The organism is Pseudomonas sp. 39004 (assembly GCF_028682155.1).
Lineage (GTDB): Bacteria > Pseudomonadota > Gammaproteobacteria > Pseudomonadales > Pseudomonadaceae > Aquipseudomonas > Aquipseudomonas capeferrum.
On record NZ_JANIAG010000035.1, the window covers coordinates 18,606 to 39,579 of the forward strand.

The 20,974-nt window shown below is 62.0% G+C and carries 23 protein-coding genes and 1 tRNA gene; 10 read left to right on the forward strand and 14 right to left on the reverse strand.

Going from position 1 to position 20,974, the window contains the following annotated elements; genetic code table 11:
- Positions 1 to 42 precede the first annotated feature (42 nt).
- On the forward strand, positions 43 to 861 hold the full coding sequence (suhB, locus tag NP534_RS08890) for a type III secretion system regulator SuhB (protein WP_033701193.1): 819 nt from the start codon (positions 43 to 45) through the stop codon (positions 859 to 861).
- 123 nt (positions 862 to 984) lie between these two features.
- Here suhB and NP534_RS08895 read toward each other — a convergent pair whose 3' ends face one another.
- Positions 985 to 1,578 (reverse strand): acyl-homoserine-lactone synthase, encoded by a 594-nt coding sequence (locus NP534_RS08895; protein ID WP_186662908.1) that lies wholly within the window; start codon positions 1,576 to 1,578, stop codon positions 985 to 987.
- 138 nt (positions 1,579 to 1,716) lie between these two features.
- Here NP534_RS08895 and NP534_RS08900 point away from each other — a divergent pair, with 138 nt between their 5' ends.
- Positions 1,717 to 1,947: a hypothetical protein gene (locus NP534_RS08900; RefSeq protein WP_027595536.1), complete on the forward strand. Its 231-nt coding sequence runs from the start codon at positions 1,717 to 1,719 to the stop codon at positions 1,945 to 1,947.
- A 3-nt stretch (positions 1,948 to 1,950) separates the two neighbouring features.
- Here NP534_RS08900 and NP534_RS08905 read toward each other — a convergent pair whose 3' ends face one another.
- Positions 1,951 to 2,667, reverse strand: a complete 717-nt coding sequence (locus NP534_RS08905) for a LuxR family transcriptional regulator (protein ID WP_052040694.1) — start codon at positions 2,665 to 2,667, stop codon at positions 1,951 to 1,953.
- 339 nt (positions 2,668 to 3,006) lie between these two features.
- Between NP534_RS08905 and NP534_RS08910 the strand changes: the two genes are divergently transcribed.
- Positions 3,007 to 4,428: a class I adenylate-forming enzyme family protein gene (locus NP534_RS08910; protein WP_274098487.1), complete on the forward strand. Its 1,422-nt coding sequence runs from the start codon at positions 3,007 to 3,009 to the stop codon at positions 4,426 to 4,428.
- Positions 4,429 to 4,483: 55 nt separating this feature from the next.
- On the opposite strand, the gene NP534_RS08915 is transcribed toward NP534_RS08910, so the two are convergent.
- From NP534_RS08915 to queA, 6 genes are all read right to left on the reverse strand, one after another.
- Complete coding sequence (locus tag NP534_RS08915; RefSeq protein ID WP_274098488.1) at positions 4,484 to 5,032, reverse strand: glycine zipper 2TM domain-containing protein; 549 nt, start codon at positions 5,030 to 5,032, stop codon at positions 4,484 to 4,486.
- Between the two features lie 119 nt (positions 5,033 to 5,151).
- Positions 5,152 to 6,060, reverse strand: a complete 909-nt coding sequence (secF, locus tag NP534_RS08920) for a protein translocase subunit SecF (protein ID WP_274098489.1) — start codon at positions 6,058 to 6,060, stop codon at positions 5,152 to 5,154.
- 10 nt (positions 6,061 to 6,070) lie between these two features.
- Positions 6,071 to 7,933 (reverse strand): protein translocase subunit SecD, encoded by a 1,863-nt coding sequence (secD, locus tag NP534_RS08925; protein WP_033701200.1) that lies wholly within the window; start codon positions 7,931 to 7,933, stop codon positions 6,071 to 6,073.
- A 64-nt stretch (positions 7,934 to 7,997) separates the two neighbouring features.
- A complete protein-coding gene (yajC, locus tag NP534_RS08930; protein ID WP_027595530.1) occupies positions 7,998 to 8,333 on the reverse strand; it encodes a preprotein translocase subunit YajC in 336 nt (111 codons plus the stop codon).
- 42 nt (positions 8,334 to 8,375) lie between these two features.
- Positions 8,376 to 9,491 carry a tRNA guanosine(34) transglycosylase Tgt gene (tgt, locus tag NP534_RS08935; RefSeq protein WP_077068621.1) on the reverse strand — a complete coding sequence of 372 codons (1,116 nt, stop codon included), beginning with the start codon at positions 9,489 to 9,491 and terminating at the stop codon, positions 8,376 to 8,378.
- 14 nt (positions 9,492 to 9,505) lie between these two features.
- Positions 9,506 to 10,555 (reverse strand): tRNA preQ1(34) S-adenosylmethionine ribosyltransferase-isomerase QueA, encoded by a 1,050-nt coding sequence (queA, locus tag NP534_RS08940; protein ID WP_274098490.1) that lies wholly within the window; start codon positions 10,553 to 10,555, stop codon positions 9,506 to 9,508.
- Positions 10,556 to 10,662: 107 nt separating this feature from the next.
- On the opposite strand from queA, the gene NP534_RS08945 reads away from it, so the two are divergent.
- From NP534_RS08945 to NP534_RS08960, 4 genes are all read left to right on the forward strand, one after another.
- Positions 10,663 to 10,747: transfer RNA gene (locus NP534_RS08945), tRNA-Leu, on the forward strand.
- 352 nt (positions 10,748 to 11,099) lie between these two features.
- Positions 11,100 to 11,981, forward strand: coding sequence for a hypothetical protein (locus NP534_RS08950; RefSeq protein WP_274098491.1), 882 nt, complete (start codon positions 11,100 to 11,102; stop codon positions 11,979 to 11,981).
- A gap of 483 nt (positions 11,982 to 12,464) precedes the next feature.
- On the forward strand, positions 12,465 to 13,112 hold the full coding sequence (locus tag NP534_RS08955; RefSeq protein ID WP_274098501.1) for a serine protease: 648 nt from the start codon (positions 12,465 to 12,467) through the stop codon (positions 13,110 to 13,112).
- An 89-nt stretch (positions 13,113 to 13,201) separates the two neighbouring features.
- A complete protein-coding gene (locus NP534_RS08960; RefSeq protein WP_274098492.1) occupies positions 13,202 to 13,681 on the forward strand; it encodes a GNAT family N-acetyltransferase in 480 nt (159 codons plus the stop codon).
- Between the two features lie 11 nt (positions 13,682 to 13,692).
- On the opposite strand, the gene NP534_RS08965 is transcribed toward NP534_RS08960, so the two are convergent.
- Complete coding sequence (locus tag NP534_RS08965) at positions 13,693 to 13,989, reverse strand: addiction module antidote protein (protein WP_274098493.1); 297 nt, start codon at positions 13,987 to 13,989, stop codon at positions 13,693 to 13,695.
- The gene (locus tag NP534_RS08970; RefSeq protein ID WP_274098494.1) at positions 13,986 to 14,288 is read right to left on the reverse strand and encodes a type II toxin-antitoxin system RelE/ParE family toxin; all 303 of its coding nucleotides are present in this window, start codon (positions 14,286 to 14,288) and stop codon (positions 13,986 to 13,988) included. Before NP534_RS08970 ends, NP534_RS08965 begins: the two co-directional genes overlap by 4 nt.
- Before the next feature lie 221 nt (positions 14,289 to 14,509).
- Here NP534_RS08970 and NP534_RS08975 point away from each other — a divergent pair, with 221 nt between their 5' ends.
- Positions 14,510 to 15,400, forward strand: a complete 891-nt coding sequence (locus NP534_RS08975; protein WP_274098495.1) for a bestrophin family protein — start codon at positions 14,510 to 14,512, stop codon at positions 15,398 to 15,400.
- Positions 15,401 to 15,429: 29 nt separating this feature from the next.
- On the opposite strand, the gene phnE is transcribed toward NP534_RS08975, so the two are convergent.
- The 4 genes from phnE to NP534_RS08995 are packed head-to-tail and all read right to left on the reverse strand — an operon-like array spanning position 15,430 to position 18,669.
- A complete protein-coding gene (gene phnE, locus NP534_RS08980; protein WP_186662904.1) occupies positions 15,430 to 16,197 on the reverse strand; it encodes a phosphonate ABC transporter, permease protein PhnE in 768 nt (255 codons plus the stop codon).
- Positions 16,194 to 17,021, reverse strand: a complete 828-nt coding sequence (locus NP534_RS08985; RefSeq protein WP_274098496.1) for a PhnE/PtxC family ABC transporter permease — start codon at positions 17,019 to 17,021, stop codon at positions 16,194 to 16,196. The genes phnE and NP534_RS08985 overlap by 4 nt, the downstream gene beginning before the upstream one ends.
- Positions 17,015 to 17,818, reverse strand: a complete 804-nt coding sequence (locus tag NP534_RS08990; RefSeq protein ID WP_274098497.1) for a phosphonate ABC transporter ATP-binding protein — start codon at positions 17,816 to 17,818, stop codon at positions 17,015 to 17,017. The genes NP534_RS08985 and NP534_RS08990 overlap by 7 nt, the downstream gene beginning before the upstream one ends.
- Positions 17,815 to 18,669, reverse strand: a complete 855-nt coding sequence (locus NP534_RS08995) for a putative selenate ABC transporter substrate-binding protein (RefSeq protein ID WP_274098498.1) — start codon at positions 18,667 to 18,669, stop codon at positions 17,815 to 17,817. The genes NP534_RS08990 and NP534_RS08995 overlap by 4 nt, the downstream gene beginning before the upstream one ends.
- 127 nt (positions 18,670 to 18,796) lie before the next feature.
- Here NP534_RS08995 and selD point away from each other — a divergent pair, with 127 nt between their 5' ends.
- A complete protein-coding gene (gene selD, locus NP534_RS09000) occupies positions 18,797 to 19,831 on the forward strand; it encodes a selenide, water dikinase SelD (RefSeq protein WP_274098499.1) in 1,035 nt (344 codons plus the stop codon).
- Positions 19,831 to 20,928: a tRNA 2-selenouridine(34) synthase MnmH gene (mnmH, locus tag NP534_RS09005; RefSeq protein WP_274098500.1), complete on the forward strand. Its 1,098-nt coding sequence runs from the start codon at positions 19,831 to 19,833 to the stop codon at positions 20,926 to 20,928. Before selD ends, mnmH begins: the two co-directional genes overlap by 1 nt.
- Positions 20,929 to 20,974: the final 46 nt, after the last annotated feature.

Consider the following 20,974-nt stretch of genomic DNA (forward strand, 5'->3'; position numbering starts at 1 on the left):
AATGATCGGCTTTCTTCTTTAACATCTCCAGGTGACCCGCCCATGCAGCCTATGCTGAATATCGCCCTGCGCGCCGCTCGCAGCGCCAGTGAACTGATTTTCCGCTCCATCGAACGCCTGGATAGCATCAAGGTCGATGAGAAAGAGGCCAAGGACTACGTTTCCGAAGTCGATCGCGCCGCCGAACAGAAAATCGTCGACGCCCTGCGCAAGGCCTACCCGAACCACTCCATCCAGGGTGAAGAGACCGGCATGCACGCGGGCACCGGCGAAGAAGGCAAGGACTACCTGTGGATCATCGACCCACTGGACGGCACCACCAACTTCCTGCGCGGCATCCCTCATTTCGCTGTCAGCATCGCCTGCAAATACCGTGGTCGCCTTGAGCACGCTGTGGTTCTCGACCCGGTTCGCCAGGAAGAATTCACCGCCAGCCGTGGCCGTGGCGCCCAGCTCAATGGCCGTCGCCTGCGCGTCAGCTCGCGCACCAGCCTGGAAGGCGCCCTGCTGGGCACCGGTTTCCCGTTCCGTGACAGCCAAATGGCCGACCTGGACAACTACCTGGGCATGTTCCGCGCCCTGACTGGCCAGACTGCAGGCATCCGCCGCGCAGGCTCCGCCAGCCTGGACCTGGCCTACGTCGCCGCCGGCCGTTTCGATGCGTTCTGGGAGTCGGGCCTGTCCGAGTGGGACATGGCTGCAGGCGTACTGCTGATTCAAGAAGCAGGCGGCCTGGTCAGCGACTTCAACGGTGGCCACGACTTCCTCGACAAGGGCCACATCGTCGCGGGTAACATCAAGTGCTTCAAGGCAGTACTCACGGCTATCCAGCCGCACCTGCCAGAGAGCATGAAACGCTAAGTACCGTTGGCGTTATAAAGAAGCACCCCTCGGGGTGCTTTTTTTATGGCGACGTATTGTGCTCGACACTTCACCCGCCTTACAACGTATTGATATAACAGCCGCACGGCAGCCGCGGCCTATTCAATGGCAGTTATTCTTGATGGCGGCCTCCAATGCCGAGGTCGTCTTCTCATTCAACTCGATGCGCAACGCCACCGCACGCTCGACACCAATTTGCAACGCGGGGCCGAAGCGGCTGATATCCAACCCCAGGCGGATCAACATTTTCTCGACCCCCACCGTGGTCACCGTGACAAACTGTTCCACACCACAACCGATGGCATAATTGACGATCGCATGAATGGCCTGCGTGGTGCCCTGGGAGAAGCCGAACCGATTGCCGTCTGGCAGCTCGATGGCAAAGCGGCTCAGCTCCCAGATAGCGTCGGAGCACGGTGCAGGATGCCCATGCAGCAGTTCGGGGAAGGTATGCGCCAGCATGTTCGGGCCCGTGGTCGGCAGTATCCGCCAGCACCCACAGACATAGCCCGCCTCGTCATCGCGGTTGATGATCATGTAATAGGGGTCGAGCGCATCGTAGCCATCGATCTCCATGTCATTGATCAGCGGGATATCCCACATCTTTTTAACTTTGAAGATACGCGCCCGAAGTTTATGCATGGCATTCAGCGCTTGCGGGTCGATGTTAGTGCGACGATCAATGGAGATAAGCATAGGGGCAATTACCGGCAGTGGTTTGAATTGCCACCCACGGTATATTCATGCCGGTTAAATAAAATCCTACCTAATTTGGGAGGTGGTCGACATTAACCAGACTTGTTAATTTTTCGGCTTTTGCAGGATTGATTCCCGATGAAGCTACTCAATACCTCAGCTGTGCGCGAGGTCGCCCATCAAGCCATCAGCCTGCGCCTGGGCCTCAAGCAGAGCCAGACCGAATTCTGGTCAAGGTTCGGCATCAGTCAGGCCTGCGCCAGCCGCATCGAATGCACCAGCCAAGTGCCCGCCCCGGTGTATATCCTGCTGCGCCTTTACCTCAGCGGCCGCCTGGAGGAAAGCGACCTGGCCCAACGCCCGCAGTGACACTCAGGGCGTGATCGATTTTTGCTGGATGGCCTTGAGCACCGCCATCTGGCGCGAGCTGACCTGGAACTTGCGGCGGATGTTCTTGAAGTGGAAGTCGATGGCCGAGGTCGTGCACGACAGAATCATCGAGATTTCCCAGGTGGTCTTGCCTGCTGCGCTCCACTGCAGCACCTCTTTTTCGCGGCTCGTCAGGTGCACGGGTGTGGAGCATTCGATGCGCGCCTTGAGCATCCCCTCCATCGCGTAATCGCGCAGCAGGGTCGCCATAGGCAAGGATTCGATCATCGTAGCGGTCGCTCGCGGGCCACTTTCAGAGGGTTTCAGGCAGAGCATGCCCGCCTCGCCGCGCGGACCATGCAAGGGCAGCGCAAGGCCTTGCTGCAAGCCATGTGCGGCAGCTTCTTCGAAGAATTCCGACTCTGAGGGACGGCGGTAGTTGTCCCGGTCCCAGAGCAGTGGCCGGTTTGCATTCAGGCAGTGCTGAACCACCGGATCGACCGCAGCGTAGGACTCGGCGTCGTAACGTGTGCGCCACGCATCAGGGTAGTCGCTGTAGATCAGCACCTGCTGATTGGCGTCAGTGGGCGCAGGCTTGAGACCGATCAGAAAGTTCGAGTATCCCAGCTTGCGGGTCAGGATTTTAAGGTGAGCCAGCCAGTCCTCAAAGCGCTCCATTTCGCTGAGTCGTAGCAGCTCATCCATTACCAGTAGGGTCATTCCCTTCCTCGTAGGCACCGTTTGACGGTGGTCTCATGGCGAGACAACACGCGAGGGAATATCGACTCCCTCATTCAGGTGGGTCGATAAGATAGTTACATGGCACATTGAAATCAACGTGCATGGAGTGCCCGCCGACGAGAAGCAAGCGGTCGCAGACACTAATCAGTTGCTCAACCCACCACAACCTCCCTGTTCTGGGAGGTACCAGGCGCTGCGCGCAGCCTATTTACTAGCGTGGCACCAGCCTGCACCGGCAGGCAGCACCACGATGCACATGGACGGCACGGGAAAACACCTGAAGCTGTATTTCGGCTGACCCACAAGGAGCCCTCCTGCATGTTCCAGCAACAGTTCTTCAGCATGGTTGCGCGCCATCGCGACTACCCGGCGGTCGTCGACAGCCATGGCAAAACCCGCAGCTACGGCGAACTGCTGCAGGACATCGACCAGTTGCGCGCCAGGCTGCATGCCGCAGGCCTGCGCGAAGGTGATGTAGTAGCCACGCAACTGGGCAACAGTACCGGTTATGTGGCGCTGCTGTTTGCCATGGCAAGCCTGGGGCTGATTCACTGCCCCGTGAGCGTGGCCAGCAGCATCCACCAGCGGGCAATGCGCCTGGGCCAGGTCGGCGCCGCCCTACTGATTACCGAAGCCGGCATCGTGCCCGCGGGCCTTGGTGTACCAGGCTTTACCCTCTATTCGCCTACACCTGTCAACCTCAAGACCCCAACCTGGCGCGACTGCGCCGGGCTGATGCGCATGCAGGAAACCTCAGGCAGCACCGGCGCACCCAAACTTGCGCTGTGGCGCCAAGACCGGCTGTACCGGGAAATCATGCATTGGGTAGACAGCGCCGGCCTGGACGCCGGTGCGCGCTACCTGAATATCCATAGCCTCGATGGCGGGCATGCGGTAGACCTGCATGTATTCCCGGCCTTGCTGACGGGCGCGACGCTGTACCTGGGTGAGGCGACCCAAGTTGAGAACACCCTGCGCACCCTGCACGAACAGCGTATCAGCGTGATGAGCGCACTGCCGTCGCAGTACCTGGAGCTGGCCCAGGCCGCACAGAACACCGGCATCCGCCTGCCAGCACTGAGCAAACCTTTCTGCGGCGGCGCCTACCTGGACGACCATGTGGTGCTGGAAAGCGAGCGCCACCTGGGCGTGCACCTGAAAAGGATCTACGGCTCGACGGAGTTCGGCATGGTCCTGGCAAACTTCACGCCTACCCTGCAGGTCGGCTGCGGCATGCGCCCGGTAGGTGATGTCGAGGTGACGCTGGAACCGCTGGACCCCGCACAACCGGAGGTAGGCGAAATCATCGCCCGCTCCACGCACCGCGGCTCGGGGTACTTCCCACCTGCACCGATCCCTTGCGAGGACCAGGCCTATGCCACCGGCGATATCGCCCGGCGCCTTGCCGACGGCAGCCTGATGCCGCTGGGGCGCGCGACGGATGCCCTGCTCACGCAACAAGGCATGCAGTTTGCCCCCGCCCTGGAAGCGCAGATCGCCCAGGCCATGAAGTTCGAGCGCGTGGTGGTACTGGTAGACGAGCAGGATCGCCGGCGCGCCCATGTGATCGTGCAAGGCAACACGGCTGACGCACATGAGCGGTTGGCGGAACTGACCGGGGGGCTGGAACGCCTGGGCATTAGTGCCAGTATCGCAGTGCTCGAACGGATACCCATGACGCCGACCGGCAAGCCGGACCGTGTCCGGCTTCGCAAGCAACTAGGCGCACAACTACGCTAGACCGCATTGGGAGCGGGCTTGCTAGCCCGCCCCTTCTAGCTCGGCAATATGAGCTTTACTGCCCGGCCTGGTTCTCACTGAGAATCAGCTTGCCATTCTTGTCCAGGGGGATGGTCGAGCCCGGCTCGCGGTCCATCTTCACCTGCCCCACCTGGTCACCAATGGTGTACTTCACGTTATAACCAACGACCTTGTCGCTGATGTCATTGACCGTATTGCAGCGGGTTTGCGTCGTGGTGTAAGTGTCACGCTGCTGCATGCCTTCCTGCACCTTGTTACCGGCATAGCCACCACCGACCGCACCGGCCACGGTGGCGATCTTCTTGCCAGTACCGCCACCAATCTGGTTACCCAGCAGGCCACCGGCCAGGGCACCCACGACGGTACCGGCGATCTGGTGCTGGTCCTTGACCGGCGCCTGACGCGTCACGGTGACATCCTTGCAGACCTCACGCGGTGTCTTGACCTGCTGCTTGATCGGCTGCACATCGGTGACCTGGGCGTACTCCGGCCCTTTGTTCACCAAGCTGTAGGTCGCCACAGCACCTCCGGCAGTTACACCGACAGCACCCAGTACCGCACCCACCAGCATTGATTTATTCACCTGAACCTCCTGATCTTCCCTGCGGGACATAGCCCGCCTTCTCCCTGCCTTGGAGCAAAAAAAAAGGCGCGAGTTCAATACTCGCGCCTCTTGATTCGCCAAACGGCGTAGGAAAGCCCTTACGGACGCTCGTCCACGCCTTCGGTCTTGGCTGGCGGAATCAGGTCTTCACTGTTCAGGTTCAGCCAGATCAGTACCACGTTGGCGATATAGATCGACGAGTAGGTACCGGCCATGACCCCGATGAACAGCGCCAGCGAGAAGCCGAACAGGTTGTCGCCACCGAAGAACAGCAGTGCGGCGATGGCCAGCAAGGTCGACACCGAGGTAGCGATGGTACGCAGCAGGGTCTGGGTGGTCGAGACGTTGATGTTCTCGATCAGCGACGCCTTGCGCATCACACGGAAGTTCTCACGCACCCGATCGAACACGACAATGGTGTCGTTGAGCGAGTAACCGATGATCGCCAGCACCGCCGCCAATACCGTCAGGTCGAAGGTGATCTGGAAGAACGACAGGATACCCATCGTCACCACCACGTCGTGGATCAGCGAGATGATCGCGCCCACGGCGAACTTCCACTGGAAGCGGAAGGCCAGGTAGATGAGGATGCCGCCCAGGGCCAGGAGCATGCCCATGCCACCCTGGTCACGCAGTTCTTCACCCACCTGCGGGCCTACGAACTCGACGCGCTTGAGCGTGGCCGGGTTGTCGCCGCCGGCTTTTTGCAGTGCCTCGGCTACCTTGCTGCCCAGTTGCGGGTCATCGCCCGGCATACGCACCAGCAGGTCGGTGGTCGCGCCAAAGCTCTGCACCACGGCCTCGTGGAAGCCGGAGTTGACCAGTTCGGCACGTACCGCCTTGAGGTCGGCCGGGCGCTCGTAGGTCAGCTCGATGAGCGTACCGCCGGTGAAGTCCAGGCCAAAGTTCAGGCCCTTCTGCCACCAGCTGAACAGCGCCAGGACGGTGAGGAGCACAGTGATGGCGAACGCGACATTGCGCACGCCCATGAAGTTGATGGTTTTCATCGCAGCTCCCTCAAACCCACAGCTTCTTGATGTCACGCCCGCCGCAGGTCAGGTTGACCATTGCGCGGGTCACCATGATGGCGGTGAACATCGAGGTGAAAATCCCGAGGGACATGGTGACCGCAAAGCCCTTGACCGGGCCGGTACCCATGGCGAACAGGATGCCGCCGACCAGCAGGCTGGTCAGGTTGGCGTCGATGATCGCGGTAAAGGCGCGGTTGAAACCTTCATGGATGGCGCGCTGCACCGACATGCCGGCTTTGAGCTCCTCACGGATACGCGAGAAGATCAGCACGTTGGCGTCTACCGCCATACCCATGGTCAACACGATACCCGCGATACCCGGCAGGGTCAGGGTCGCGCCCAGCAGCGACATCAGCGCCAGCAGCAAGACCATGTTGCCCGCCAGGGCGATGGTGGCGATCACGCCGAAGCCGCGGTAGATGGCGATGATGAACAGCGAGACGAACAGCATGCCCCACAGCGACGCATCAATACCCTTGGTGATGTTGTCCGCACCCAGGCTTGGGCCAATGGTACGTTCTTCAGCGAAGTACATCGGCGCAGCCAGACCACCGGCACGCAACAGCAGGGCCAGCTCGGACGATTCGCCCTGGCCGTTCAGGCCGGTGATGCGGAACTGGCTACCCAGTGGCGACTGAATGGTCGCCAGGCTGATGATCTTCTTCTCTTCCTGGAAGCTCTGTACCGGCACTTCCTTCTCGACGCCGTCGACGGTCTGCTTGACGTAGCGGGTGACCGGTTTCTGCTCGATGAAGATCACCGCCATGCTGCGCCCGACGTTGCTGCGCGTGGCGCGGCTCATCAGCTCGCCGCCGTGGCCATCCAGGCGGATGTTCACTTGCGGGCGGCCGTGCTCGTCGAAGCTGGCCTGGGCGTCGGTAACCTGGTCACCGGTGATGATCAGGCCACGCTCGACCGGGGCGGAGCGGCCGCCCTCGCGGAACTCGAAGACCTCGGTGGTTGCCTTGGACGCGCCAGGTTCGGCACCGAAGCGGAACTCAAGGTTAGCGGTCTTGCCGAGGATACGCTTGGCTTCGGCAGTGTCCTGCACGCCTGGCAGCTCGACCACGATACGGTTGGCGCCCTGACGCTGAACCAGCGGCTCGGCCACGCCCAGCTCGTTGACGCGGTTGCGCACGGTGGTCAGGTTCTGCTTGATCGAGTATTCGCGGATCTCGGCGACTTTCGCCTGAGTCAGCGCCAGACGCAGCACGGCGAGGTCATTGCGCTCGGTGGCCGTCAGGTCGAAATCGGAGAAATTCTTGCGGATCAGGGCACGTGCCTGCTCGCGGGTTGCATCGTCAGCGAAGCCCAGCATGATGCCGCCATCCTGCTGAGGCAGGCTGCGGTAGCGGATGCGCTCTTTGCGCAGGAGGGTTTTGACCTCCCCTTCATACACCTTCATACGGGCGGTCATGGCCTTGTCCATGTCCACTTCCAGCAGGAAGTGCACACCACCGGACAGGTCCAGGCCCAGTTTCATCGGGCTTGCACCCAGGTTACGCAGCCATTGCGGAGTGGTCTGGGCCAGGTTCAGGGCCACGACGTAATCATCGCCCAGTGCCTTGCGCACTACATCCTTGGCTGGAAGCTGGTCTTCCTGGTTGGTCAGGCGAATCAGCGCACTGCCCTTCTCACCCAGGCTGGCGCCCTTGACGGTGATACCGGCATCGGTCAGCGCCTTGGAGACGCGATCGAGGTCGGCCTGGTTTACCTGCAGCGCCGAACTGGCACCACTGACTTGCACCGCCGGATCATCCGGGTAGAGGTTGGGAGCGGAATAAATAAAACCGATCGCCAGTACCAGCAGGATCAGTGCGTATTTCCACAGAGGGTATTTGTTCAGCATCACGCCGCCCGTTCAAGACGCGGGGCGCGTTGCGCGCCCCGACTGGAAAAATAAAACCGGTAACTCAGATAGCCTTGAGCGTACCTTTTGGCAGGGTCGCGGCGATGGCGCCCTTCTGGAACTTCAGCTCGACGGTGTCGGAAACTTCCAGCACCACGAAATCATCGGTGACCTTGACGATCTTGCCGGCGATGCCGCCGTTGGTGACAACTTCGTCACCTTTTTGCAAGTTGCCCAGCAGGTTCTTCTGCTCTTTGGCGCGCTTGGCCTGTGGACGCCAGATCATCAGGTAGAAGATGACCAGGAAGCCGACCAGGAAGATCCACTCGAAACCGGTACCGGCTGGGCCGGCGGCAGGTGCTGCTGCGTCCGCGTAAGCGGCGGGAATCAGAAAGCTCATGAGGCACTCCATTACTGAGTTTTAATATTTAAGTGCTGACAATCAGCCCAAAGGCGGCACAGGCAGCCCGCGTTTGGCGTAGAAGGCGTCGACAAAGGCGGCCAATTTACCCTGTTGAATAGCCTCGCGTAAACCGGCCATCAAGCGCTGGTAATGGCGCAAGTTGTGGATGGTATTCAGCATGCTGCTCAACATTTCGCCGCATTTGTCCAGGTGGTGGAGATACGCGCGGGAGAAGTTGGTGCAGGTATAGCAATCGCAGGTCGGATCCAGCGGCGACTCATCGTGGCGATGGAACGCATTGCGGATCTTGATCACCCCGGTATCGACGAACAGATGGCCGTTGCGCGCGTTACGCGTCGGCATCACGCAGTCGAACATGTCGACGCCGCGGCGCACACCCTCAACGAGATCTTCCGGTTTGCCTACCCCCATAAGGTAACGAGGTTTGTCAGCAGGCATCTGGTCCGGCAGGTAGTCCAGCACCTTGATCATCTCGTGCTTGGGCTCGCCCACCGACAGGCCGCCGATGGCCAGGCCGTCGAAGCCGATGTTTTCCAGGCCTTCCAGCGAGCGCATGCGCAGGTCCTGGTACATGCCGCCCTGGACGATGCCGAACAGCGCCGCAGTGTTGTCGGCGTGGGCGTTTTTCGAGCGCTGGGCCCAGCGCAGCGACAGCTCCATGGAGGTGCGCGCCACGTCGTGCTCGGCCGGGTAAGGCGTGCACTCGTCAAAGATCATCACCACGTCCGAGCCCAGGTCACGCTGGACCTGCATCGACTCTTCGGGGCCCATGAACACTTTGGAGCCGTCGACGGGCGAGGCGAAGGTCACGCCTTCCTCTTTGATCTTGCGCATGGCGCCGAGGCTGAACACCTGGAAGCCACCGGAGTCGGTGAGGATCGGGCCTTTCCACTGCATGAAGTCGTGCAGGCCGTTGTGCTTCTTGATCACCTCGGTGCCCGGGCGCAGCCACAGGTGGAAGGTGTTGCCCAGGATCATCTCGGCGCCGATGGCCTCGATGTCGCGCGGCAGCATGCCTTTGACCGTGCCGTAGGTGCCTACCGGCATGAACGCCGGGGTTTCCACGGTGCCTCGGGGGAAGGTGATGCGACCACGACGGGCCTTGCCGTCGGTGGCCAGCAGTTCGAAGGACATTCGACAGGTGCGACTCATGCTTGATCCTCGGGCCCGCGTGGCGCCGGATTGCGGGTGATGAACATGGCATCACCGTAACTGAAGAAGCGGTACCCCTGCTCGACCGCAGCCGCGTAGGCGGCCATGGTCTCGGGGTAGCCGGCGAAGGCCGAGACCAGCATCAGCAGCGTGGACTCCGGCAGGTGGAAGTTGGTGACCAGGGCATCGACCACATGGAATGGCCGGCCCGGGTAGATGAAGATGTCGGTATCGCCGCTGAAGGCCTTGAGCACGCCATCACGCGCCGCGCTTTCCAGCGAGCGCACGCTGGTGGTGCCCACGGCCACCACACGCCCGCCGCGGGCACGGCAGGCCTCAACCGCATCCACCACATCCTGGCTCACTTCGAGCCACTCTTTATGCATGTGGTGGTCTTCGATCTTGTCGACCCGCACCGGCTGGAAGGTGCCCGCGCCGACGTGCAGGGTCACGAAAGCCCGCTCCACGCCCTTGGCGGCAATCTGCTCCAGCAGCGCCTGGTCGAAGTGCAGGCCGGCCGTGGGCGCTGCGACCGCACCGGCACGCTCGGCGTAGACGGTCTGGTAGCGCTCACGGTCGGCGCCCTCGTCGGGGCGGTCGATATAGGGCGGCAGCGGCATGTGCCCGACGCGTTCGAGCAGTGGCAGCACCTCTTCGGTGAAGCACAGCTCGAACAGCGTCTCGTGGCGCGCGACCATTTCGGCCTCGCCACCGCCATCGATGAGAATCTGCGCACCCACCTTGGGCGCCTTGCTGGAGCGCACGTGGGCCAATACCCGGTGGCTGTCCAGCACGCGTTCGACCAGCACTTCCAGCTTGCCGCCGGAGGCTTTCTGGCCGAACAAGCGCGCCGGGATAACCCGGGTATTGTTGAATACCATCAGGTCGCCCGGGCGCAAATAGTCGAGCAGATCGGTGAATTGCTGATGTACCAAGGCGCCGCTCGGCCCATCGAGGACCAGCAGACGGCTACCATGGCGCTCGGCCAGAGGGTGGCGGGCGATCAGGGAATCGGGGAGTTCGAAGGAAAAATCGGCGACGCGCATGATGATGTTCGGTTCGGCAGGGCCGGGAAGTTTAGCCCAATGTGTGAAAATTGACCATGAAACCCGATTGACCGACCCGAGGCACCTCTCTATACTGCGCGCCACAAGCCCTGATGGCGGAATTGGTAGACGCGGCGGATTCAAAATCCGTTTTCGAAAGGAGTGGGAGTTCGAGTCTCCCTCGGGGCACCAAAATCCAGAAAAAACCGACCTCATGGTCGGTTTTTTTGTGCCTGGCGTTTAGCAATCCTGAAGCACCGTCGCACGGCCCCTTGGCACAACTGCCCTCTGCTCCGTCTCAGCCCCCTTCCCTACGCTGGCCCTTGCCTTCATCCCTCGTGCAAGGAGCCGCAAAATGAAAATGAACCTGCCATGCACCCTGGCCATAACCCTAGCCTGCCTGGGCAGCCTATCGGCCAATGCATCATCATCACTGCAAGCACACACCCTGAGTCACTACACCGGCCGGTGTCTCGATCTCGCCCATCACACGGGCACGGATACAAACTGCGAGGTATCCGCCGTCGTCAGGGTCGGCGATCAGTTGCTCTTCGCCAATGACAAACCCATCCAAGGCCACGCTACGTCTGCGATCTTCTCCATTACCATTGAAGACCTGGAGGGCAGCACACCGTTGCCCTTGAACTTCGATAACCTCACCTACGCACGCAGCACCCTGATCGATGCTGCACAGAAGCTCGAAGGCCTGACGACGTTCACACTCGACGATACCCACTACGCGGTCGCCAGCAGTGCCTTCACCCGAGCGCAAAACCCTGCGTTCAACAATATCCTGTACTGGCCTGTGGATAACCCGGCTCACACCCGGCAACTGGGTGCAGTCGAGGCCATTCGTGAGCAGATCAGCGCGATCGTAGGCGAGCCATTCTTCCAGGTCGAAGGCCTAGCCATCGGCCCTGCGAACACCCTGTTGCTTGGCATTCGCCAACAAGGCAGCGACTACACGACAGCTCATCCCGTGTTCACCATCGTGCAGGCGCCGATCACTGTGCAGGCTGATGAGCTCGTGATCAGTGGCGCCTTCGAACTGGCCTATCAATTCGAACCGCGCGTGCAGGGCGACGACAGACCACTGAGCCTTTCCAGCCTGGAATACGACCCCTTCAACAAGCGCCTGCTGGCCACCACCAGCCATGAGCAGGGTGACCAGATTGGTGGCTATTTGTGGGCATTGCCACTGTCACTGCTTGAACCGGACAGCTCGGGGATACCGCTACCGTTTCTCGGGCCCGACGGCTCGCCCTTGTGGTTCGATAACAAACCGGAAGGCGTTGTAGCGTTGAATGCCCGCCAGGTAGTGGTGGTTCACGATGATGACCGGGTTCAGGTCGCCGATTCTGCGCACGGCAAGGCCAAGTTGGCCAACGAGTTCACCTATAGCGTGATCGAATTGGGCAATCCGTGAAGCTTGCGCAGCCTGGTCCATGAGGGTCAGACAGCCATCCGGGCCTGTGAGCGCCTCGTAGGCGTGGCCGGCCCGGCCACCATCGCCGTTTTTATTGGAAGACCTCTACAGATCCGAGATCCCTTCTGCGTGTGAAGGCTTTCAGATTTTTGCAGATGTCATCGCAGCTCCGGATTCAGCCCAATACAGCTCAAATAGAGCTCAAATAGAGCTCAAATAGAGCTCATCACCCTCCATGCGACTGATGAGTACAGGATAATCGCGCCCTTGATCCCCATCAAATTGACGCCGCGTGCCTGACTACCGGGCCTGCAGCCATGCCTGGAATCTATTGGCTAGCCTCCTCCCCCCTACTTAAGATGATACTCGTCGGATATATGCACAAAGTATTGCCAGAGTGATATCACTTGGCCATATTTGCGCTCCCATTTTTCCATGACTGTGTGACACATGAAAACAACCGTGCCCTGTCTGGCGGCAATGATGCTGCTGAGTGGGTGCAATGGAGTGCCAACGTCCTACGTCTCCGATCCCGTCTACAGCCAGGCTTTCGTGGTCACCTCAGGTGCTCCGCTGCCGATGTTGCTGATGGCCAGTGCCATCCAGTGGAACGAAGACTACGCAGTGACCGCAAAACACACACCCTTCCTGCGCAACGTGGTCCACGAGGGCCTCGGTGATGTCGTGTTCTTCAAGCACAAGGCGCGTGAGGTACCGCATTGGCGGCAATACGTGCCGGGTGAGTCGGTGACGGCGGTCGGCTTCAACAGCCTGATGATTCCCGTACAGGGCAAGGGCCATGCCCTGCCATCACTGGTACGCCTCGAAGGCACCCCGGGCAGTGTCTTCTACTCGTTGCACGACGGCCCGATGGTCAAGGGCATGTCGGGCGGGCCGGTGTTCGCCGATGACGGCCAGGTGGTGGGTATCAATGTCGCGTTCATCCCCAAGAACGAGATCGACGTACGCGCTCGCCCGGACCTCGCCGATAAAGAGCGCGTCAGCGTGTTCATGTCGTACAGCGAGATCGACAAGGAATGGCGGCGCTTCCAGTACCTGCTGGCACGCAAGGCCAAACCGCATGCGCCTGCCGCGATCAAGGGGTTTGTGGCGGTGGCCGCCAAACCTTGAACGGCGGCCAGGCGCTCCCGACAGGCCCGCGCCCACATGCGCAGTGCTACGCTGTGAGCGCCAGCCACACGCCTAGAAAAGGACCTGCCATGCACCTCAGCCACCGCCCTGTACAGCCCAATGACATCCCCGCCATCTGCTGCTTCCCTCAAGGCCCGGACGAACTGTTCTACATGTTCCCCAAGGCCACCTACCCGCTCACGCCCGCGCAACTGACCGACGCCATCGCCCAGCGCAACGGGTCCACGGTGGTGGAAGGCGGCGGCATGGTGCTGGCCTTCGCCAACTTCTACAAAGCCGAGCACGGCGGTGTATGCGCCCTGGGCAACGTGGTCGTGGCCCCAGCGGCCCGCGGCCACGGTGTGGCCAGCTACCTGGTCAACGCCATGGTCGAGCTGGCCCGCAAGCAGTTTGCGGCACGGGAGGTTTGGGTGTCGTGCTTCAATCACAACACGGCGGGGTTGCTGCTTTATCCACAGATGGGCTTTGTGCCGTTCGGCATCGAGGCGCGCCAGGCGCCGGATGGGAAGCGGGTGGCGCTGGTGCAGATGAGGCAGGTGTTGAATTAGTCTGCAAACAATCAGTGAGACGCCGCGTGGGGCTGCACAAAAAGCTCCACACCCAGAGCACGTATGACTTTGATAACGGTATCAAAGCGAGGTTTCGCTCCTGGGCTGAGCGCTTTATATAGGCTCTCTCGGCCTAGTCCACTCTGCGCAGCGATTTGTGTCATTCCTCGTGCCCGAGCGATATGACCGATTGCCCGGATAATTTCATCTGTATCGCCATCGGATAGAACCTGGCAGAGGTACTCACTGATCGCCGCATCACTGTCCAACAAGTCGGCCATCTCAAAAGGGATCAATTTTTCGCTCATTTCATGTCCTCCACCAGCTTCCTGGCGTTAAGAATATCGGCGGTTTGGGTGGATTTGTCTCCACCTACCAGCAGAAAAATCACGCTCGCCCCCTTGCGTGTGAAATACACTCGATAGCCTGCCGAAACATTGATACGAAGCTCATTCACACCTCCTCCAAGACACTTGTAGTCACCCAGATTTCCACTTGCCGCGCGTTCCAATCTACGACCGACTGCAAGCTTGGCTCTCAAGTCTCTCAAGTCTCTCAAGCTGGCGAGCCAAAGGACAAAGCACTCAGTTTGTTGAACAGCATACATCAAGTCAGCACCACTCGTATCCTTTTGGATACACCAATTCAAGATCTGGAAGCAATCAACCTTGCCGTTTCTCCTTTGCAAAGAAAATTCAGGAACGTCCTATACCTGAGTCAGCTTTTTCTTTTGAACACGCCTGCAAACATCTCTTGCAACATCCGATACCGAACCTTCAAAGCCCCTCGGCGTCCGATCCTTCATCCCCGCGTACCGAGGTACCCCGTGTGAAAGAGATCATCGCCCGCAAGTACCGCCTGGTCGTGAAGACCATCGGTTACATCGGCTGGTCGCTGTTCTGGCTGCTGATCTGGGATGTGCTGGTCACTATCGACTTCATGCTGTTCTTCAACAGCAAGTTCACCCTGCCGCTGATTCCATTGACCTTGCTGGGTTCGGCGCTGGTGGTGCTGGTGAGCTTTCGCAACAGCAGTGCCTACAACCGCTGGTGGGAGGCGCGCACGTTGTGGGGTGCGCTGGTCAACAGTTCGCGCAGCTTTGCCCGGCAGACGCTGACATTGATCGACGACCCCGACGATAGCCTGAACCCGGCCAAGGCCACCTTGCTGCGCCGCCATATCGCCTATGTGAACTGCCTGGCGGCACACCTCAAGGGTGACCGCTGCCCGGATGAACTGATGGCGTTCATCCCCCCGGCGGAGTTCGAGCGGCGCAACCGCTCGAACAACTTCGCCAATGACATCCTCAGCGGCTCGGCGGCCCTGCTGGCGCGGGAGTACCAGGCCGGGCGCCTGGACAGCATCCGCCTGGCGCGGCTGGAGTCGACGCTGGTAGACCTGTCCAATGCCCAGGGCGGGATGGAGCGGATTGCCAATACACCGCTGCCCTACCCTTATGTGTATTTTCCACGGCTGTTCATCACGCTGTTCTGCCTGATCGTGCCGGTGGGGCTGGTCGAGTCGTTGGGCTGGTTTACCCCGCTGGCCTCGACGGTGGTGGGGTTCATGCTGCTGGCCATCGAACGCATCGGCACTGACCTGCAGAGCCCGTTCCGGTTCAGCGAGCACCAGATCCAGATGGATACCATCTGCGAGACGATCGAGCGCAACCTGGAGTCGATGCAACGGGAGGCGCAGCATGGGGAACGGGTGACCTGACGGCTGTCGGGGCCTCTTTGCAGCCCCGATCAGGCGCGCACATAGCGCTGGCGCAGCACATCACTCAACGCATCCACCAGCAACACCAGCACCAGCATCGCCAGGATCACCGTGCTGGCCTGCGCCTCCTGGAACAGGCTCAAGGTGGTATAGAGCATCTGCCCCAAGCCACCCGCCCCGACAAACCCCAGCACGCTGGCCATGCGGATGTTGTTCTCCCAGCGGTACAGGCTGTAGGCCAACAACTGCGGCCACAGGTTGGGCAAAGTGCCAAAGCAGAACGCCGCTACTTGGCTGCCACCCTGCAAACGAATGGCGGCCGCAGGCTCGGCTGGCGCGTTCTCCAGGGCCTCGGCAAACAACCGGCCCAGCACCCCGGCGGTGTGCAACGCCAGGGCCAGGGTGCCGGCATTCGGGCCAAGCCCTGCTGCCAGCACGGTGAGCGCCGCCCAGACCAGCTCGGGGATGGCCCGCAAGGCATTGAGCAGCACCCGCGCCGCGGCCTGCAGCGGCCAGCCGAACCGGCCCGCCGCCGGCAACGCCAGCAGCATCCCCAGCACCACCGCCAGCAAGGTACCCAGGCCAGACATGGCCAAGGTCTCCAAGGCGCCACGCCCCACCGCGCGCAAATGCTCGGCGGACAGGTCTGGCTGCAGGAAGCGCCGCGCATACTCGGCCATCTGCCCCAACCCGCCGTCACCCACCAGCGCCTGCAGGTCCAGCTCCAGGTACGCGAACGAGGCCACCACCGCTGCCACAAGCGCGCCGAGCACCAGCAGGTTGATCACCCGGTTCATGCCAGCCTCGCCCGCAGGAAGCGGCTGAGCACGTCAGCAAAAGACACCAGCAACAGGAACGTCAGCAGCATGCTCGCCACTTGCGCACCGGCAAACATGCGCATCGACAGGTCGATCTGCTGCCCCAGGCCGCCGGCACCGACAAAGCCCATCACCACCGAAGCCCGCACCGCGCACTCCCAGCGGTAGACGGTGTAGGACACCACCTCCGACACGGCATTGGGCAAGATGCCGTAGAAGAAGGCCATCAGCCGCCCACTGCCCGCCTGCAACAGCGCATGGGCCGGGCGCTGGTCGACCGACTCGAAGATTTCCGCATAGACTTTGCCGAGCATGCCGCTGTAGGTAATGGCGATGGCCAGCACACCGGCCGTTGGCCCAAGCCCCACGGCCCGCACGAACAGCAAGGCCCAGACGATTTCCGGCACGCTGCGCAGAAAGATCAGTAGCCCGCGCACCGGCATGCGCAGCACCCGCGACCACAACCCGGCCCGGCCGCCGCGCGAGGCGGCCCGCAACGACAAGGCGCGGCTGGCCAGCAGGCTGGTCGGCACCGCCAGCAGCAGCGCCAGGGCCATGCCGGCCGTGGCCACGGCAAGGGTCTGCAGCGTGGCCTCGAACAACAGCAGCAAAAACTCGGCATCATGTGCCGGTGGCCAGAACGCCCGGGTGAAACTGGCGATCTGCTGACGGTTCTCGGCCTGCCACAGCACACCCGGGTTCAGCTCGCTCAACTGCACACCCGGCCATAACACCGCCAAGGCCAGCAGGGTCAGCAGCAACCGTGCCAGCGCCGCTGGGTCGCGGGTATCGGCCTTCAGCATCGCGGGATCTGTACCGTCAGCGCAGGCGTAGGCCCCGGCGTGGGCGGCGGCGCCAATTGTTCGTTGGCGTAGAGTGCCGCCAGCATCTGCGGGCTGACGGCTGCCGCCGGGCTGTCGAACACCACCTGCCCCTCACGGATACCGATCACCCGCGGGAAGTGGGCCAATGCGAGTTCGACCGCATGCAGGCTGGCCACCAGCGTGACGCCGTTGGCCTGGGCGTGACGGTTGAGCAATGCCAGGCTGTGGTCGGCCAGCACCGGGTCCATCGCCGACACCGGCTCGTCGGTCAGCAGCAGTGCCGGCCGCTGATACAACACCCGGGCGATGCCCACCCGTTGCAACTGGCCGCCAGACAGCTGCCCGCACTGCACGAACAGCTTGTCGGCCAGCCCCAGTTCTGCCAACGCCTGGCGCACGCCTGCTACATCGGTCGGGTACAACAGGTTGAGCAAGCCACGCAAGGTGCCCCACTGCCCCAACCGCCCCGCCAGCACCGCCGTGACCACCCGTTGGCGCGGCGGCAAGGGCGGCGCCTGGTGCACCAAGCCAACCCGCGCCCGCAACCGCTGACGCGCCCTGCCAGACAGCGCCCAGGGAAGTTCACCGAACAGCTCCAGCCCCCCGGCACTGGGCTGGATAGCGGTGGCCATCAGGTGCAGCAAGCTGGACTTGCCCGCCCCTGACGGGCCGATGATCGCGACCCGCTCGCCCTGCTCGATACTCAGGCTCACCGCTTCAAGCGCACGCACCTGGCCGTGGCGCAGGCTGGCACCGTGCAAACGAATAGCCGTCACTTGAGCAGGCCGGCCTCGCGCGCGGCTTGTTCGGTGCCCAGGTAGTTCTCAGGTTTGGTCTCGATGAAACGGCTGGCGGCCTGCAGGTCGAGAATCGCCTTGTGCTCGGGGTTGGCCGGGTCGAGGTCGAGGAATGCCTTTTTGATCTTCGCCTTGAGTGCCGGGTCCATGTTGCCGCGTACGGTCCAGTTGTAGTCGAAATAGGTGGGCGTGGTGGCGAACACCTTGACCTTGCTGGTATCGACCTTGCCGGCATCCACCAGCTTCTGCCAGACACTGGCATTGAGCACCCCAGCATCGACCTTGCCCGCCTGCACCCAGGCTGCGGTGGCATCGTGGGCACCGGAGTACGCCACACGGCTGAAGTAATCCTCAGGCTTTATTTTGTCCTCTTTGAGCATGAAGTAACGCGGCATCAGGCTGCCCGAGGTGGACGAGATCGACCCGAACGCGAACGACTTGCCCTTGAGGTCGGCCAGGCTCTTCACATTGGGGTTGGCGGTGATGAACTTGGACGTGAACTGCGCGTCCTGCTCACGCTGCACCAACGGCGTGGCATTGGGGTCTTTGAGGTGCACCTGGACAAAGGTGAAGCCGCCCAGCCAAGCCAGGTCGAGGCGGTCCGAGGCCAGCGACTCGACCACCGCCGGGTAGTCGGAGACCGGCACGAACTTCACCTCCATGCCCAGCGTGCGGGACAAGTACTCCCCCAACGGCTTGAACTTGCGTTGCAGTTCAGTCGGTGCTTCGTCGGGGATGGCACTGACCCGCAGCGTTTCTGCGGCCTGGGCGACAACGGCACAGCAGGACAACACGAGGCCGGCGACGAGCGCCAGAGGGGGTTTGAGCATGGGCATTCTCCGGGACAGTGGCGGGGTAAGGGGCGGCTGCCACGCCGTCCGAGCAAAGTATAAGGGGCCACGGCGTAATGACCAGCTTTGCTACAATCGCGCAACAATTTGATCTGCTGAGGAACGTATGAGCGAGCCAATCCGCCTGACCCAGTACAGCCACGGCGCCGGTTGTGGCTGCAAGATCTCCCCCAAGGTGCTGGATGTGATCCTTGCCGAAAGCGGCGCCCAGGCCCTGGACCCCAAGCTCTGGGTCGGCAACGCTTCACGCGACGACGCCGCCGTGTATGCCCTGGACGAGGAACGCGGCGTAGTCTCGACCACCGACTTCTTCATGCCGATCGTCGATGACCCCTACGACTTCGGCCGTATCGCCGCCACCAACGCCATCAGCGACATCTACGCCATGGGCGGCGACCCGTTGATGGCCATCGCCATCCTCGGCTGGCCGGTCAACGTGCTGCCGCCGGAAGTCGCCCGCGAAGTGATTCGCGGCGGGCGTGCGGTGTGTGCCGAAGCCGGCATCCCGCTGGCCGGCGGCCATTCCATCGATGCCCCAGAGCCGATCTTCGGCCTGGCCGTCACCGGCGTGGTCAGCAAGCGCCACCTCAAGCGCAACGACACCGCCACTGCAGGCTGCCAACTGTACCTGACCAAGCCGCTGGGCATCGGCATCCTCACCACCGCCGAGAAAAAGGCCAAGTTGCGTGAACAGGACCAGGGCCTGGCACGCGACTGGATGTGTACCCTTAACACCCCCGGCAGCCGCTTCGGCAAGCTCGACGGTGTCATGGCGATGACCGACGTCACCGGCTTCGGCCTGCTGGGCCACCTGGTGGAACTGGCTGAAGGCAGCGGCCTGACTGCCCGGCTGAACTACGCCGCAGTCCCCCGCCTGCCGAGTGTCGAGCATTACCTGGCCGAGGGCTGCATCCCAGGCGGCACGCTGCGCAACTACGACAGCTATGGCCACAAGATCGGCGCCTTGAGCGATGAGCAAAAGCACCTGCTGTGCGACCCGCAGACCAGCGGTGGCCTACTGGTGGCGGTCAGCCCTGAGGGTGAAGCGCAGTTTCTGGCTGTGGCCGCCGAACTGGGCCTGGCACTGGCACCCATCGGCACCCTGGTCGAGCGACAGGGCCATGCAGTCGAGGTGCTTTGATGCGCCCCGACTGCACCGACTATCGCCAGCTGTTCTTGAACGACGTGCCGATGATGGACATGCGCGCGCCCGTCGAATTTGCCAAAGGTGCCTTCCCGGGTGTCGTCAACCTGCCGCTGATGAACGATCTGGAGCGGCAGAAGGTCGGCACCTGTTTCAAGCAGCAGGGCCAGGCCGCCGCCATCACCCTCGGCCACCAGCTGGTCAGAGGCACGACCAAGCGTGAGCGCCTGCACGCCTGGGCCAGCTTTGCCCAGGCCCACCCCGACGGCTATCTGTACTGCGCCCGCGGTGGCCTGCGTTCGCTGATCGTCCAGCAGTGGCTGCGGGATGAAGCCGGCATCGCCTACCCCCGCGTCAAGGGCGGCTACAAGGCCATGCGCACCTTCCTGCTAGATACCACCCAGGACGCCGTGGAGCACTGCGATTTCGTCCTGCTGGGGGGCCTTACCGGCACCGGCAAGACCGATGTGTTGCAGCAACTGAGCAACGTGCTCGACCTTGAAGGCCACGCCAACCACCGCGGTTCCAGCTTCGGCAAACGCGCCACGGCGCAACCTGCGCAGATCGACTTCGAAAACAAACTGGCCGTCGATGTGCTGAAAAAGCGCGCACGCGGCATCGAGCAGTTCGTGCTCGAAGATGAAGGCCGTATCGTCGGCAGTTGCACGGTGCCGCTGGCGTTGTACCAAGGCATGCAGCAGTACCCGTTGGTGTGGCTGGAGGACAGCTTCGAGAACCGTGTCGAACGTATCCTGCGCGACTACGTGGTCAACCTGAGCGCCGAATTCGTCGCGCTGCATGGCGAAGAGCTGGGGCGCCGGCTGTTCGCCGAGCGCATGCTGCAGAGCCTGGCCAATATCCACAAGCGCCTGGGCGGTGAGCGATTCCAGCGGTTGTCGGCGGTCATGCATGAAGCGCTGGACGAGCAACTGCGCTGTGGCTCGGTGGATTTGCACAGGGGTTGGATCGAAGGGCTGCTGACGGAGTATTACGACCCGATGTATGCCTATCAGCGCGACGCCAAGGCCGAGCGTATCGAGTTTGCCGGGGACGCTGTAGAGGTGCGCGAATACCTCAAGGCCCGCTCGTCGTAGGAGCGGCCTTGCCGGGGCGCCGGACCGGTCGGAAAGGGCTGCGTAG